Genomic DNA, 15,211 nt, shown 5'->3' on the forward strand with positions numbered 1-15,211 from the left:
TCCTTGCCTGTAAATAGCGATAACTTTCATGAAATTGGCCCCATATCGGCCAATCCCAGCTTTTTTCTCCTACATGCGAGACCACCTCGGCATGCTGCGAAAGTCATCATAGTTCTTGCTGCGAAGAACCAAATTGCTGCATATCAACAAGCCGTCGATACGTTGCAAGCTGCCTACAAGCAACACTTTAGTTTGTTCCATCGCAATCTGAGGCGGACTTCGGCGACGTAAATTGTGACTTGGCAACACATCCCTCGATATCACAAGGAGCTTTCATGAAACGCTTATTCACGGGTAGTCTGCTGTGCCTGGCATTTGCCGGCGGCAGCGTCAGCGCCGCGGTCGAACCAACGGAAAAGGACGCCATCGCCATGGCCGAACGGGGCGCTGCCTTCATGAAGGCGTATGGCAAGGAAGAAATGATGAAGAAAATCACGGCGAAAGACCCCGACTTCGTGCAGGGCTCGCTGTATGTCGACATGCGCGACATCAAGACGGGCATCGTGCTGGCCCACCCCATCAATCCTTCCATCGTGGGCAAGGATCTGACGGACGTGCCCGATGCAAATGGCAAGAAATATCGCCGTGAAATCATCGAACTGGCGCAAAAGCAAGGCAAGGGTTGGGTCGACTACCAGTACAAGAATCCCACCAGCGGCAAGATCGAGCCGAAGACCACCTACATCCTGCGCGTCAACGATGTGGTGCTGGAAGCGGGCATCTACAAAAAATAAGATAGGGGCGGCGCGCACGCACGCCGCACGCCGCCTGCGGTTGGAACAGCCATAGCCAGGAGTCAAGCATGCTCAATCAATTACGCATCGGACCAAAATTATTGCTGGCGCCCGCCCTGGTCTTGCTGCTGCTGATACTCAGCTCCACCGGCGCCTGGTATGGCATGGTGCGGCAAAATGCCTCGCTGGAAAACATGGTGCGGGTACGTATCACGCATTTGAAGGCGGCCGCCGACGTACTAGGCGAGGCCAGGCAGGTGCACGGCAATATGTACCAGTTGCTGTCGTGGACGAATGGCAGCTTCGCCAAGGCCCGCCTCTATACGCTGGAGCAACAGATCAAGGCGCGCCATGCGGCCATCGGCACCCAGCTGGCCACGCTGCGCACCACGGCCACGGGCGCCGAGCGCACCCTCGTCGATGCGGCCATCACGGCGCTGGCCGGCTATCGCAAGGCCGTGCTGGAAACCATGGAAATGGCGCAGATGGACCAGTCGATCGCCACCAATTCCATGCTCAAGGCGGAAACCCAATTCGTCCAGTTCAATACGCAGCTGACGCAGCTGTCTGCTCTGGAAACAACCCTCAGCAACGAGGCCCATGCGACGGCCAGCGCCGAGTTTCGCAGCCTCGGCTGGAGCTTGCTGCTGACGGTGCTGCTATCGATCCTCGTTTCCATCGTCGTGACCATGCTGGTACGCCGCGCCATGCTGGCGGAGATCCGCGGCATCGCCGACGCAGTGCAAGACCTGGCGGCGGGCAAGCTGACGGCCGGCCCGCCCAAGCAGGGCAATGACGAAATCGCCGCCACCTCGCGCGTGCTGGACCAGACCATCGCCCACCTGAACCAGACCTTGCGCACCATCATGGGCGCCGTGCAATCGATCGACATGGCCTCGCGGGAAATTGCCACCGGTAATCTGGATTTGTCGGCGCGCACGGAAATGCAGGCCAGTTCGCTGGAAGAAACGTCGAGCGCCATGGAAGCGCTGACGCAAGCCGTCAATGACAATGCCGACAACGCCCAGCTGGCCTGCGAGCTGGCGGGACAAGCCTCCACCCTGGCCGTGCAAGGGGGAGAGTCGATGCAGCAGGCCGTGACGACGATGGCGACGATACGCGCCAATTCGCGCCAGATCGTGGAAATTATCGGCGTGATCGACGGCATTTCCTTCCAGACCAATATCCTTGCGCTGAATGCGGCGGTAGAAGCGGCGCGCGCGGGCGAGCAAGGCCGCGGCTTTGCCGTCGTGGCGTCCGAAGTGCGCACCCTGGCGCAGCGCTCGGCCCAAGCGGCCAGGGAAATCAAGACCCTGATCGCCACCTCGGTCACCACCATCGATGGCGGCAGCGTGGCAGTGCAGCAAGCGGGCGACAGCATGGGCGCCATCGTGGCCTCGGTGCAGCAAGTCAATGAAATCATCCAGCGCGTGAAAGAGGCCAGCGCGGAGCAGGCGTCGGGTATCACGGAAGTGAACCAGGCCGTCACGCAAATGGATGACGTCACCCAGCAAAATGCGGCCCTGGTGGAACAGGCGGCAGCGGCGGCAGCCAGTTTGCAGGACCAGGCCGTCAAATTGTCGGCGGCCGTGGCCGTGTTTACCCTCGACCCGCTGGCGCCCGCGCAGCCAGCCGCGCCTGACGAGGAAGCGTTCCGGCATCCGGCCAGTGCGCAGCAGGAGCGGCGCGCACTGCACAGCCCGCTGCGCGGCATGCCCGGCTTGCCCGGCGCAAACACGACGCCACAGCGCCGGCGCAGCTAGGCAGTTGGCGTGCGCATCGGCTTGCTTAGGTAGGGCGAACCCGCCAGCAGGAAGCGCCATGGCGTGTCCATCGCCTTGGAAATACCGATGCGCGGGCCTGCGTGCACGGTCACCTCCTCCTCGCGCGCCAGCAACATGAACGGCGGCGCATCGAGCGCCAGCCGGTTCTGCAGATGGCTCACACCGAGCGCCTGGCACACCTTGCCCGGCCCCGAGCACAGCAGCCGCACATCTTCGACGCCGCGCCGTTCGCGCATGGCATCGAGTCCCACGAGCGGCTCGATGGCGCGGATCAGCACGCCCGCGCCGTGGCCCGCTTCGCGGCACACAAAGTTCAGGCACCAGTGGATGCCGTACGAACGGTAGACATAGGCGTGCGCGGGCGGACCGAACATGGCTGCATTGCGCGGCGTCATGCCGCCATACGTGTGCGAGGCCGGGTCGAGCCGGTCATACGCTTCCGTTTCCACGATGCGCCCGCCCACGCCGTCGACCAGCACGGTCACGCCGATCAGCTGGCGCGCCACGCTGCTGGAATCGTCCGCAAAATCGATACCCGCGAGGATTTTTTTCATCCGGCAATTGTACCGCCGTGCATCCCGCCGCACGCCCTGCCGGCCTTGAAAACAAATAAACTTGCTATTTTCATCATGAACATCTTCATGGGCAGCGTCGTAAAATGACGAAAATCGGGGCTGGAGCAGGCGAAAACAGGGATTTTTGCGACAATATATTGCAGAGATGAACTATTGCCATGCATAAACAGCGATAATCGTCGGGCACTGCGCCAGACGCTCATGAGGCGGGCAGCGGCAGCGCGCACAGAATAAGCACCGGGCACAAAAATGATGATGAAAGCGTGATGATGAGAGCGGCAGCGCAAAAGCAGGTAGTGCAGGAAGATCCGGTTGACGCCTTGATGCGTTCCATCCGTATCCCGCCGCGACCCAGCCTGCTGGTCGACTTGCAGCGCGAACTGGCGGAACAGGACCCGTCGCCGCGCCGCATCGCGCGCATCATCGCCGATGATGTCGGCATGTCCGGCGCCCTGCTGAAATTGGCCAACTCGCCGTTCTATGGCGCCGCGCGCAAGGCCAAGTCCGTTGAGCAAGGCATCAACTTTCTTGGCATTAACCAGTGCAGCGCCATGATGACGGGCTTGCTGGCACGCCAGGCGCTGGAAGCGGAAGGTGTGGAACTGACGAACTTCTGGGATGTCTCAGCCAAGCGCGCGCGCGCCCTGGTATTTACCTCACGCAAGCTGCGTATCGCTCCGCCCGACATCGCCCACACCTTCGGCCTGTTCTGCGATATCGGCGTGCCCCTGCTGATGAACCGTTTTCCCGACTACGTCAACACGTACGCGGCGGCGGCCAACGATGCGCAGAATTGCTTTACTACACTGGAGGACGCGCGCCACCAGACCAACCACGCGGCCATCGGCTGCTTGCTGGCGCGCAACTGGGGCCTGTCCTCCGATGTCTCCTGGGCAATTTTGCACCACCACGACTACACGGTGTTGGCCGACCCGTCCACGGACGACGCCATCCGTTCGCTCGTCGCCCTGTCGCTGCTGGCCGAAAAGGGCATTCAGCGCTACCATGGCAACAGTACTTCGCTCGAGTGGGACAAGGGCGGCGAACTTGCTTGCCAGCATCTCGGCCTGTCGCAGGAAGAAGCCGCCGACCTGCTCGACGAATTGCACGAGATGTTCGATACCGACCATTGATGTATCAGGCGGCCTCGTCCGCCTGTATGATCTGTCCCGGCGCCTGGCAAAGCCATGGCGCCCGTTTCCGTTTGCCTGACCCGTATTTCTTAACCTGTTGATCGCCATGCCCAAAAATAAGCGCCCTGTCCCCCGTAAATCCGCTAACACGCCAGAAGACAAGGACGAGTCCGTTACGCGCATGCTGTGCACGATGGCCTTGAACCTGGCGGAGCAGGAAGACAGCGAATCGCAGGGCACGGTGCTGGCCGAGCAAGCCGTCGAGTTCGGCCGCCTGATCCGCAAGGCATTGAATCAAAAGAAGGATGAAATCCTGTACGACGCCATCGAGCGTTCGAAATACGAAGACGTGGGCGCCTACCAGTACCTGCGCAGCCACATCGAGGAAGCGGCCTCCATTTCCGTGATCCGCCGCGACAATGCGCCGGCCATGGAAATCAACGCCTTTGTCGTGCCCCTGCTGGTGCAAAGCACGGGCGGCCTGAAGGAAGCGGACAGCTTCCAGGACCAGGACGCGTTCGAAGCGCTGGTAAAAAGTTTCCAGCAGGCAGAACTGGAAAGCGCCAAGGCCAAGGTGGTCCTGATGAGCCATGCCTACGACCTCGATGAAATCGACCGCATCACCTACAGCCATTTGCACGAGATGGTGCGCGATGCCTATAGCTCGATGACGGACAAGAAGATCGTTGCCACGCCGGGCCTGGAAAGCAGCATCGTCGGCTGGAGCGAGACGGCTTTCGGTCCGCAGGACACGGCCGTCGAATTGCGCTTCCTGCTGGGCTTTGCCCTCAAGCGCGTGGACGACCCGTTCTATGCGGAACCAAAGGACGAAGCGGCGCTCGACGCCTGGTTCGACGCGCGCATGGCCCGCTACCAGCAGTGGACGACGGAAGTGGGGGAGCTCGTCAAGCGCTGCCTGGCGCCAGCCGGCAGCGCCCTGGAAGTGAGCTTCCTCTACCAGGATTTGTTCCACGGCGGCAAGGAGCAAGGCATGAGCGAATATGCGATGCTGCAGATGATGTCGGGCATCAACCATGCATTGGCAGAGAACAACGTGGATGCTGCCGATGTCTCGGTGGTCGTCGGCCCCGCCGATGAGCACGGCGAAATGCTGTTGCGCGTCAACGTCAGCGCGGCAGGCGGCGAACTGCTGCACAGCGCCGACAAGCCGCTGGACCTGGCCGCCGACCTGCAGGACGAAGTCGACGACATCTGCGACGCGCTGGCCACCATAGGCGTGACGCAACTGTCCGTGGCGCTGAAATTCGACGCCAAGGGACAGCCGCTGGAAGCGCAGCCGTACGCGCCGGCGTAAGCTTTACAAGGGCTGTAGTGTTTTCCATTGCAGCAACTTGGCGCCATACGCGAGCGTATAAGCCGGGCTGCTCGACGGCAAGCTGACGATGCGGTAGCGCTGGGCGTGTTCGCCCAGCACCTTGATGCCCAGCTTCGCGGCCGTGCCGCCATTGAAGGCGATCGTCTGCAGTCGCGGCAGGCTGGCGGCCAGGGTCACCAGGTCGTTATCGTCGCGGTCGCGGATATTGCTGTCCAGACTGCCCGTGCGCTGCGCCTGCGCCACCACGTCCCACAGGCCCACGCCGTGCGCCAGCAAGGTCACCAGACGTTCCTCATAAGGCTGGCTCTTCAAATCCACGTCCAGCACCTCGCCCAGCAGCATCCAGAACTTGTTTTGCGGATGCGCATAGTACTGGCTGTGCGCCAGCGATTTTTCACCAGGCAGGCTGCCCAGTATCAGCAAGCGCGTGCCGGCGTCGACGACGGGATCGAAACAGCGCTTGCGCGGGTCAACGGCAACGTCTGGCAAGATGGCTGGGCTATTCAAATGAGATGTCCGGAAGGGAAAACGAAGGACCATTTTACCCGGCCACGCGACGGTGTAGAATTCCCGCACAACCTTTCCCCACACACGAGACTACCCATGCGCACCATCGACACCCTGCTGGCCCAGTATGGCGAAAGCCACCGCAATCACGTCAATGAATGGGTACACATCGTGTGCGTGCCGCTGATCGTTTTCAGCTTGCTGGGGCTGCTGTGGAGCGTACATTCCAGCGTGGCGCTGCTCGGCAGTATTCTGGCCTTATACTATTACTATAAGCTGTCGCGCCCGTTTGCGGCGGGCATGCTGGCGATGCTGGCCGCCATGCTGGGCCTGTTGCTGCTCATGCCGGCGCTGACCATTCTGCCCGTGTCGCTGGCGCTGTTCGTGCTGGCCTGGATAGGCCAGTTCATCGGCCACCAGATCGAAGGCAAGAAACCGTCGTTCCTCGACGACTTGCGCTTTTTGCTGGTGGGGCCGCTGTTCGTGCTGGGATTTTTATACCGGCGCCTGCGGTTGGCGTATTGAGCGGCAAGCGGTTACGTGTAGCTGGTAACAGATTTTTACCATTCGTAACTAGTTATCTGCGGCAAGTGTCCTTATGATAAGTCATCATCGGCCGGTCGACGCAATCGGCAACCAACTTTTGTCCAAGGGAGTCCCACATGAAAGCACCAATTATTGCAGTGGCATTGCTCGCCACCCTGGCCGGCTGCGCCGTACAACCGAACTCGGCAAATGTCTACAATGCGCGCCAGGCGCAAAATGAACAGTCGGTCCGCATGGGCACGGTTGAATCCGTGCGCCAGGTGACCATCGACAAGGGTGAAACTGGCACGGGCGTGCTGGCGGGCGCGGCGCTGGGCGGCGTGGCCGGTTCAACTGTCGGTGGCGGCAAGGGCGCCATCGCGGCCAGCATCCTAGGCGCCGTCGCGGGCGGCATGGCCGGCAAGAGCATCGAAGCGAATGCTTCGAACAAGCCCGGCCTGGAAATCACCGTGCGCCTGGACAACGGCGACATGCGCGCCATCGTGCAAGACGCGGACGAAATGTTCCGCGCGGGCGAGCGCGTGCGTCTGCTGTCCGACGGTCGCAAGACCCGCGTCACGCACTGATCCGCTTGCCGGCGCACGCGCTCAGCCGAAGGCGCCGGCAGCGAGCAAGACCGAAGGGTGCAGCCAGATGGCAATCACCGCCGTCACGACCACATACACAAGCACGCTCCATACTTTGATCTGCAGTGAGGCTGGCATGGCGGTCCCCTTCAAAGATGCAATCCGGAAAATATTTACTTGATAATAAAGTAAATATTTTCATAAATTCAACATTTTCCATAAGCGCTGCGCTGGCTCAATCCTGGCTGTCTCCTGACGACACATTGAGCAAACTCGACCGCACTCGCCATCCCCGCGCGATGCCCGTATACTTGCGCGATGTCCTCTCCTTTCCTGTTCATCATTGCCTGCCTGATCTGGGGCTCCACCTTCTGGGCCATCACCTTGCAGCTGGGCGACGTCGCCCCCGCCGTTTCCGTGGTCTACCGCTTCGGCCTCGCGTCCGCTACCCTGTTTGCCTGGTGCGCCGTGCGCGGCGACCGCTTGCGGCTGCCCTGGCGCGCGCAAAAATGGATGTTGCTGCAAGGCCTGGCCTCGTTCGCCCTCAGCTATGTGTGCACCTACAGCTCGGAGCAATACTTGGTGTCTGCCCTCGTCAGCGTGCTGTTCGCGCTGATGGTGTTCTGGACGCCATTGCTCAACCGCATCGCCTTTGGCACACCGATTACCTGGAGCACCTGCTGCGCGGCATTCGTCGCCATCTGCGGCATCGTACTGCTGTTTTACCAATCCATCGGCGCGGCGCTGCAAGATATGCTGGGCGGCGGCAATGGCCATTTCCTGCTCGGTTTCATGCTGGCCCTGGTGGCCACCATCTCCAGCACGGCAGGCAATGCCCTCGTCATGAAAGTACGCGAACATTCCGGCAACGTGATGCTGACCATGGCCTGGACCATGCTGTGGGGCACCTTGATAGTGGCCGCCTGGGCCATCGCCACGGGGCAGTCGTGGCAATTGCCCGCGCGCCCCAGTTACTGGATGGGATTGGTGTACCTGGCCATCTTCGGTTCGGTGATCGCCTTCAGCGCCTATTTCACGTTAATCGCCCGCATCGGTACCCAAAAGACCGTGTATATCGGCGTCGTCACGCCCGTCATTTCCGTCCTGCTGTCGGTGCAGTTCGAACACTACCGGCCCGCCGCCATCGAATGGGTGGGCATGGTGCTGTGCCTGTCCAGCGTGGCCTGGGCCCTGACGTCGGGGGCGCGCAAGACGAATACCATTGCTTCCCTTTCCACCACTCCATCAACAAAGGCAACATGAGCACCTCTTCCTCCCTCGCCATCCGTCCCGCGACCGCATCCGACGTGGCAGCCATCTTCGGCATGATCCATGAACTGGCCGTGTTTGAAAAACTCGAACACATGATGATCGCCAGGGAATCCATGCTGCACGACAGCCTATTCGGCGCCCATCCCGCGTGCGAAGCGCTGGTCGGCGAGGAAAATGGAGAAGTAGTGACGTTCGCCCTGTTCTTCCATAATTTTTCCACCTTCCTGTGCCGCAAGGGACTGTACCTGGAAGACCTGTACGTGAAGCAATCGGTGCGCGGCAAAGGTTATGGCAAACAGATGCTCGTGGCGCTGGCGCAACTGGCCGTCGAACGCGATTGCGGCCGCTTCGAATGGTCGGTGCTGGACTGGAATGAAAACGCGATCAACTTCTACAAGGGCATGGGTGCGGACGTGATGCCGGACTGGCGCATTTGCCGCGTCGCTGGCAATGCCTTGACGCAATTATCGGCAGGCACGCCAACATCGGCCTGATGGGGGAACCTTAAGCGTAAGTCCCAAAAAAAATCCCCGCGGGCTAGCGGCACCGCGGGGTAGAACCCATTGTCAAGTGGGAGGGGGAGAATGCAATCAACGGTTATCAATATAACCGCTGCCGCTTGCGATAGCGCAGACCTTTACATTTGCTTACCGGGCCTTACATTTGACTTAAATCTGCTAACCAAGTCTCACCAAGTGTCGCTGGGATGACACTGATTATTTCCGTGGTTCAATCAATGTGCCGTGCAAGCCGATATGTTGTTGCGCAACCCCACTGCCACCCTGCGATTTTCTATAGATTTGGTACACTGTCAGGCAGGCGATGCAGCCAGCAACCACGGCAAAAATGACCATGCGACGCTCCTTGAATATGCTTGAGGGAATCAGGGCCCGCGGCTGATGATGATCAGGCGAGCAGGGAAAATTCAGTGTGGCATCGTCGGCCTTGGGAGCATTGTGCAATGTCAAACGCGCCAATTTGACGGGGTCATGGCATTTGATATGGCACAAAGTGGCAGCATTCCGCTCACACAAAATGAACGCATCGTTACGCATCTGGGAGCCACATCATGAATGTTTCTGCCAAACCGCTCGTCATGAAAATCTACCGCGCCTATCTGCGCTCCCGCCTGGAGCGCTACACGCGCGACTTGCAAGCCATCGCCGAACAGCGCGAGAACGACTTCCAGGCCGAACGCATCCTGCACCAGGCCGTCGTCTCGGTGCGCTCCAAACTGCACTCGCTGTAACCGTGACGCCTTCAGTGCTGCCGGCCGGCCACGGCCCAGCGCTCCACCAGCTCGAACAAGCCCTGCGTCAGCAAGGCCAGCACGGCTGCGGGGATTGCGCCGGCCAGCAGCATGTCGTTGTCATTGAGCGCTAGGCCGATGGTGATGCGTTCGCCGTAGCCGCCCGCGCCGATGAAGGCAGCGATGGTGGCCGTGCCCACGCTCATCACGGCCGCCGTTTTCACGCCCGCCAGCATGACGGGCAAGGCCAGCGGCAAGTCCACGTGCAGCAGGCGGTCGCGCTTGTTCAAGCCCAACGCCAGCGCCGCCATGCGCAAGCCTTGCGGCACCTGCAAAATGCCCGTGCACGTGTTGCGCACGATGGGCAGCAGCGCGTACACGAATAGCGCCACCAGCGCCGGCACCGTGCCGATCATGCCCAGCACGGGGATCAATATCGCCAGCAGGGCCAGGGACGGCACCGTCTGCAGCACGCCGACGAAGGCCAGCACCGTTTGCCGCAGCGGCGCCGAAAACGCCGCCAGCACGCCCAGCGGAACGCCGATCAGGCACGCCAATGCCACCGACAACAGCACCAGGGTCACATGCTGGCGCGTCAGGGTCCACAAGTCGTCGCCGATGATTTTATCGAGCAGCTTGCCGCGCGCGGCGGCAGGTTTGTTCGCCTGCGTGCCGGAAGCCAGCCACTGGCGGGCCACCTCGGAAAAACGCTTGCCATCGATTTCAACGGCCGCATTCATGGCGATCATGTCGGCCTCGCTGATGCGCCCCTGCAGCCCTTGTAGCGCCAGCCAGGCGGCGGGAAAACGCTGCGGCACGTCGAGCCGGTACAACAGCATGGCATCGTAGCGGGGAAAATACTGCTGCGTGTCGGCCAGCACGCGCAAGCCGTACTGGCGGATCTTCGCGTCCGTCGAATAGATGTCGATCACGTCCACCTGGCGCTGCGCCAAGGCTTCGTAGGCGATGCCGTGATCAAGCCCGCGCGGGCGCTGCGGCAAGCCATAGCGGGCGGCCAGGCCCGGCCAGCCATCGACACGGCCGATGAATTCATGCGACAGGCCGAATTTCAGGGCCGGGTGCTGGGCCAGTTGCGCCAGGCTGGCGATGGATTTTTCATCATGGCGCACTGCCAGCGCATAGGTGTTGTTAAAGCCCAGCGGCACGGCCACGCCCAGGCCCAGCGGCGCCAGCTCGCGCCGCATCTGCGCCAGGTCGATGGCGTTGTCGTGCTTGAGGATTTCGCTGCCGATGGTGCCCATGTATTCGGCATACACGTCAATGCTGCCCGCCTGCAGCGCGGCCAGCACGATGGCCGTGTTGCCCAGGCCCTGGCGGTGCTCGGCCTTGACGTGCGGCGCGGCGCTCTGCTGGAGGATTTCGCCGAGAATATACGATTCCGTAAAACGCTTCGAACCCACCTTCAGGGTGCCGCCATCCTGAGCATGCGCGGGCGCGATGGCGAAGACTAGCAACAGCAGCAGGTAAGACAACGAGTAAACAACACGCACGCGGCGCTCCAGGGCGGATGATCAATCCGGCAAGCTTACCACCGGCGCGCGCCAGACACCGCCATGCACCACGCCCGCGCACGGGTTCAGGCCCAGCGCATACGCCAGGTCGGCCGGGCGCGCGATGCGCCACAGGGCGAAATCGGCGCGCTTGCCCACCACCAGGCTGCCCGTCTGATCCTGCAAGCCCAGCGCGCGCGCCGCGTGGATCGTGCAGCCGGCCAGCGCTTCCTGCGGCGTCAGGCGCCACAGGGTGCACGCCATGTTCATCGCCAGCAGCAAGGACGTCATCGGCGACGTGCCCGGGTTGCAATCGGTGGACACCGCCATCGGCACGCCGGCCGCGCGCAAGGCCATGACAGGAGGTTGCTGTACTTCACGCAAAAAATAATACGCGCCCGGCAGCAGCACGGCCACCGTGCCATGTTGCGCCATGGCGGCGACGCCCTCTTCCGACAAGAATTCCAGGTGGTCGGCCGACAGGCCATCGTAACGGGCCACCAGCGCCGCGCCGCCCAGGTCCGACAACTGCTCCGCATGCAGTTTCACGGGCAGGCCCAGCACCTGCGCCGCGTCAAACATGCGCTGCGTTTGCGCCGGCGTAAAACCGATGCGTTCGCAAAACGCGTCGACGGCGTCGACCAGGCCGTCACTGGCCAGCCGGGGCAGCATCTGCGCGCACAGCAGCTCGATATAGGCGTCGGCCTGGCCCGCGTACTCGGGCGGCAGCGCGTGCGCGCCGAGGAAGGTGGTGCGCACAGTGACCGGCAGCCGTTTCCCTATCTTGCGCGCCACGCGCAGCATCTTCGCCTCGCTGTCCGCGTCGAGGCCATAGCCGGACTTGATCTCCAGGGTCGTTACGCCCTCGGCCAGCAGCGCCAGCACGCGGGGCAGGCTTTGCCGCAGCAATTCGTCGTCGCTGGCCGCGCGCGTGGCGCGCACGGTGGACATGATGCCGCCGCCGGCGCGGCTGATGTCTTCATAGCTGGCGCCATTCAGGCGCGCCTCGAATTCGTCGCTGCGGTTGCCCGCGTGGACGATGTGCGTGTGGCAGTCGATCAGGCCTGGCGTCAGCCAGCAGCCCTGGCCGTCGTGCAGCACCGCGCCGCTGGCCGGCAGCTCGTCGCCGGGGCCGAACCACGCGATGCGGCCATCCTTGACGGCGATGGCCGCGTCCAGCAGTTCGCCATAGCCATGCTCCATGGTGGCCAGGTGGACGTTGTGGATGACCATATCCCAGTCTTGCATGGTGTTTCCTTCCTAGATGAACAGGTCGACGCGCAACACGGCCGTGCGCTGCAAGGCGTCGAGCCGCCAGTCCGGCGCATCGTCGGCATCGAGCAGCAGCGCATCATGGCGGGCCAGCGCGAACTGCTGCTCGCCACCGTGCGCCAGCACGTGGCCTTCGCCGGCGACGAACAGCAGGGTCGCCGCGCTGCGCCGCGCCAGCTTGCCCGGCGCCGTGATTTTTTCCAGCTGGTGGCGGCAGCGGTCGCGTCGCGTCATCACATTGAAATCCGTCGTCGGACCCTTGACTTGCGCGAATACGGCCGCTTCGCCTGGAAACCACAGCATCGGTTGCGCCGCGCTCAGGGTTACCTTGCGCGTGCCGTCCAGCGTCAGCTGCACGCTGTCGCCATCGACCAGTATCAGACTGCGATCGATACCGGGAAAACTGGAAAATGGCCCGCTGGCCGTGATCGTCGCTAGGCTGATACGCCAGTCAAAATCGTCGAAACCGGCGCCAGGGGGAGCGATCGCGATTTCCGTCGTGCTGCCGCCGCCGTTTTTCCACGGCGCGGCGCACAGGTACTCCTGCGGGATGAAGGTCGCCATCAGAGTGCTCTCAATTGCGCCAGGGTGCGCTTGTAGGCGGTGGCGATGGCGTCCTGCGCCACGTGGCGCCCATCGCGCACCTGCCACTGGCCGCCGCACAGCACGTCGCGCACCAGGTTGTCGTTGCCGCAGAAAAGTACGCTGCCCAGCACATCGGCGATGTCCACGCCGCACAGATTCACGTGCGCGTCGTCGAGCACCAGCAAGTCGGCGCGGCAGCCCGGTGACAGGGCGCCGAGCTTGCGCCCGGCCGCCTGCGCGCCGCCCTGCAAGGCCGTTTGCCACAGGTAGTCGCCCACATGGCGTTGATCCGGCGTGGCGGCCACATTGCGCCGCTGGCGCTGCAAGCGCTGGCCATATTCGAGCCAGCGCAATTCTTCCACCGGCGACTGGGATACATGGCTGTCGCTGCCGACGCCGAAACGCCCGCCGGCGGCGATGAATTCGGCCAGCGGGAACAGGCCGTCGCCCAGGTTCGCTTCCGTCGTCGGGCACAGGCCCGCCACGGCGCCGCTGGCCGCCATCAGCGCCACTTCATCGGGCTGCACATGCGTGGCATGCACGAGGCACCAGCGCGCATCGACGTCGACCTGGTCGTACAGATACTGCACCGGGCGCCGGCCGCTGACATCGAGACTCTGGCGCACCTCGCCCTGCTGCTCGGCGATGTGGATGTGGATGGGGCGGTCCGCAGGCAGCGCTTGCGCCACTGCGCGGATCTGCGCCACGTCGGCCGCACGCAGCGAGTGCGGCGCAAAGCCCACTTCCACCTGCCCGCCGCGCTGCGGCGCCAGCGCTTCGACAATGCGCAAGACATCATCCGCACCGGTGCGAAAGCGCGCCTGCTCGGGTTGGAGGGGCTGTGCGCCGAAACCCGCATGGCTGTACAGCACGGGCAGCATGGTCATGCCGATGCCGCTGAGGCGCGCCGCGGCAAGCACCCGTTCGGCCGTTTCCGCAGGGTGCGCATACAGCGCGCCGGCCGCATCGCGCTGCAGGTAATGGAACTCGCAGACAGCCGTGTAGCCATGGCGCAGGCATTCGGCAAACAGCTGCGCGGCGATGGTTTCCATCTGTTCCGGCGTGATGTGGCGCGCGAAGCGGTACATCAGGTCGCGCCAGGTCCAGAAACTGTCGGGCCCTTCTCCCGCCTTTTCCGTCATGCCGCCCAGCGCCCGCTGGAACGCGTGCGAATGCAGGTTGACCATGCCGGGCAAGACATACTCGGCCACTTCCGCGCCAAGAGGCGCTGCGGCGTTGTCCGTCACCGCCGTCAAGTCGCCCGTCGCATTCCACTCCAGCAGCACGTCGCGGCGCCAGCCCTGCGGCAGCAGCGCGTGGCGCGCGAACAGACAGCCGCTCAACGCGCCACCCATGCCACGGCCGCTTCCATCATCTGGCGCAGCAGCGGCTGCACCTGGGCCGCCAGGTCGGGCCGGTAGCCGAAAGGTGCCGCCTCGTCCATGTACAGGCACTGGCACATCTCCAGCTGGATCGCATGCACGCGGTTTTCCGGCTGGCCGTAATGGCGCGTGATATGCCCGCCCTTGAAGCGGCCATTCAAGGCCACGGTAAATGCATCCTGTGCGCGCGCGATATCGACCACGGCCGACGTCAGGCCGCTATCGCAGCTGGCGCCATCGGCCGTGCCGAAGTTCAGGTCGGGCAGCTTGCCGTCAAAGAAGCGCGGCACGCGCGAGGCGATGGAATGGGCATCCCACAGCACCACGGCGCCATGCACGCGCAGCAGCCGGTCCAGTTCCGTGCGCAGCCGCGCATGATACGGCGCCCAGTAGCGCTGCAGCCGGCGCTGTACATCGGCCGCATCGGGCTCCTTGCCGGCCAGGTACAGCGGTTCACGGTGGAAGGTATCACTGGGCAGCAAGCCCGTCGTATCTTGCCCCGGATACAGATTCGTATCTTCCTGCGGACGGTTCAAGTCGATGGTGTAGCGCGACCAGCGCGCCGACAGCACGGACGCATCCATCTCCTGCAAAAAGCCATACAGCTCGCGCAGATGCCAGTCCGTATCGGCCTTGACCAGGGCCTGGGGCGTCATGCGCGCGGCAATATCGTCCGGTATGTCGGTGCCCACGTGGGGCATCGACACGAGCAGCGGGATGCTGCCTTCGTTGAAGCGGAAATCCATGCTTGTCTCCTTG

18 protein-coding genes are annotated in these 15,211 nt (G+C 62.9%); 9 read left to right on the top strand and 9 right to left on the bottom strand.

Translation table 11 applies throughout. From position 1 onward, the window contains the following. Positions 1-275 precede the first annotated feature (275 nt). Both GYK42_RS03635 and GYK42_RS03640 read left to right on the top strand, forming a co-directional pair. The gene (locus GYK42_RS03635; RefSeq protein WP_166446380.1) at positions 276-734 is read left to right on the top strand and encodes a cache domain-containing protein; all 459 of its coding nucleotides are present in this window, start codon (positions 276-278) and stop codon (positions 732-734) included. A gap of 68 nt (positions 735-802) precedes the next feature. Further along, positions 803-2,497, top strand: a complete 1,695-nt coding sequence (locus GYK42_RS03640) for a methyl-accepting chemotaxis protein (protein ID WP_166446381.1) — start codon at positions 803-805, stop codon at positions 2,495-2,497. Here the strand turns inward: GYK42_RS03640 and GYK42_RS03645 are convergent. Continuing rightward, positions 2,494-3,072, bottom strand: coding sequence for a DNA-3-methyladenine glycosylase (locus GYK42_RS03645; protein ID WP_166446382.1), 579 nt, complete (start codon positions 3,070-3,072; stop codon positions 2,494-2,496). The two genes, GYK42_RS03640 and GYK42_RS03645, sit on opposite strands and share 4 nt — an antisense overlap. Then, positions 3,069-3,296, bottom strand: coding sequence for a hypothetical protein (locus GYK42_RS03650; protein ID WP_166446383.1), 228 nt, complete (start codon positions 3,294-3,296; stop codon positions 3,069-3,071). Before GYK42_RS03650 ends, GYK42_RS03645 begins: the two co-directional genes overlap by 4 nt. Positions 3,297-3,359: 63 nt before the next feature. Between GYK42_RS03650 and GYK42_RS03655 the strand changes: the two genes are divergently transcribed. Beyond that, on the top strand, positions 3,360-4,226 hold the full coding sequence (locus tag GYK42_RS03655) for an HDOD domain-containing protein (RefSeq protein WP_058048210.1): 867 nt from the start codon (positions 3,360-3,362) through the stop codon (positions 4,224-4,226). 106 nt (positions 4,227-4,332) lie between these two features. After that, positions 4,333-5,541, top strand: coding sequence for a hypothetical protein (locus GYK42_RS03660; protein ID WP_166446384.1), 1,209 nt, complete (start codon positions 4,333-4,335; stop codon positions 5,539-5,541). A gap of 3 nt (positions 5,542-5,544) precedes the next feature. Here GYK42_RS03660 and GYK42_RS03665 read toward each other — a convergent pair whose 3' ends face one another. Next, the gene (locus GYK42_RS03665; protein WP_240943429.1) at positions 5,545-6,069 is read right to left on the bottom strand and encodes a DNA-deoxyinosine glycosylase; all 525 of its coding nucleotides are present in this window, start codon (positions 6,067-6,069) and stop codon (positions 5,545-5,547) included. A gap of 96 nt (positions 6,070-6,165) precedes the next feature. Here GYK42_RS03665 and GYK42_RS03670 point away from each other — a divergent pair, with 96 nt between their 5' ends. From GYK42_RS03670 to GYK42_RS03685, 4 genes are all read left to right on the top strand, one after another. Continuing rightward, entirely contained in the window at positions 6,166-6,594 is a 429-nt protein-coding gene (locus GYK42_RS03670; RefSeq protein WP_166446386.1) for a DUF962 domain-containing protein, read from the top strand. Between the two features lie 137 nt (positions 6,595-6,731). Continuing rightward, the gene (locus GYK42_RS03675) at positions 6,732-7,181 is read left to right on the top strand and encodes a glycine zipper 2TM domain-containing protein (protein WP_166446387.1); all 450 of its coding nucleotides are present in this window, start codon (positions 6,732-6,734) and stop codon (positions 7,179-7,181) included. A gap of 318 nt (positions 7,182-7,499) precedes the next feature. Further along, positions 7,500-8,444, top strand: coding sequence for a DMT family transporter (locus GYK42_RS03680; protein WP_166446388.1), 945 nt, complete (start codon positions 7,500-7,502; stop codon positions 8,442-8,444). Beyond that, on the top strand, positions 8,441-8,947 hold the full coding sequence (locus tag GYK42_RS03685; protein ID WP_166446389.1) for a GNAT family N-acetyltransferase: 507 nt from the start codon (positions 8,441-8,443) through the stop codon (positions 8,945-8,947). The genes GYK42_RS03680 and GYK42_RS03685 overlap by 4 nt, the downstream gene beginning before the upstream one ends. Positions 8,948-9,169: 222 nt before the next feature. Here GYK42_RS03685 and GYK42_RS03690 read toward each other — a convergent pair whose 3' ends face one another. Then, positions 9,170-9,508: a hypothetical protein gene (locus GYK42_RS03690; protein ID WP_166446390.1), complete on the bottom strand. Its 339-nt coding sequence runs from the start codon at positions 9,506-9,508 to the stop codon at positions 9,170-9,172. Positions 9,509-9,522: 14 nt separating this feature from the next. Between GYK42_RS03690 and GYK42_RS03695 the strand changes: the two genes are divergently transcribed. Continuing rightward, positions 9,523-9,702 (top strand): hypothetical protein, encoded by a 180-nt coding sequence (locus GYK42_RS03695; protein ID WP_034746290.1) that lies wholly within the window; start codon positions 9,523-9,525, stop codon positions 9,700-9,702. A gap of 11 nt (positions 9,703-9,713) precedes the next feature. Here GYK42_RS03695 and GYK42_RS03700 read toward each other — a convergent pair whose 3' ends face one another. From GYK42_RS03700 to hutG, 5 genes are read right to left on the bottom strand one after another with little or no spacing between them, the layout of a single operon-like run. Continuing rightward, the gene (locus tag GYK42_RS03700; protein ID WP_431190147.1) at positions 9,714-11,213 is read right to left on the bottom strand and encodes a glycine betaine ABC transporter substrate-binding protein; all 1,500 of its coding nucleotides are present in this window, start codon (positions 11,211-11,213) and stop codon (positions 9,714-9,716) included. Between the two features lie 21 nt (positions 11,214-11,234). Then, on the bottom strand, positions 11,235-12,461 hold the full coding sequence (gene hutI, locus GYK42_RS03705; RefSeq protein ID WP_166446391.1) for an imidazolonepropionase: 1,227 nt from the start codon (positions 12,459-12,461) through the stop codon (positions 11,235-11,237). A 12-nt stretch (positions 12,462-12,473) separates the two neighbouring features. Continuing rightward, positions 12,474-13,049: a HutD/Ves family protein gene (locus GYK42_RS03710; protein ID WP_166446392.1), complete on the bottom strand. Its 576-nt coding sequence runs from the start codon at positions 13,047-13,049 to the stop codon at positions 12,474-12,476. Beyond that, complete coding sequence (locus GYK42_RS03715) at positions 13,049-14,425, bottom strand: formimidoylglutamate deiminase (protein ID WP_166446393.1); 1,377 nt, start codon at positions 14,423-14,425, stop codon at positions 13,049-13,051. Before GYK42_RS03715 ends, GYK42_RS03710 begins: the two co-directional genes overlap by 1 nt. Further along, complete coding sequence (gene hutG, locus GYK42_RS03720; protein WP_166446394.1) at positions 14,410-15,198, bottom strand: N-formylglutamate deformylase; 789 nt, start codon at positions 15,196-15,198, stop codon at positions 14,410-14,412. Before hutG ends, GYK42_RS03715 begins: the two co-directional genes overlap by 16 nt. Positions 15,199-15,211 lie beyond the last annotated feature (13 nt).

This window comes from Janthinobacterium lividum (assembly GCF_011601275.1).
GTDB classification, from domain to species: Bacteria; Pseudomonadota; Gammaproteobacteria; order Burkholderiales; family Burkholderiaceae_D; genus Janthinobacterium; species Janthinobacterium lividum_E.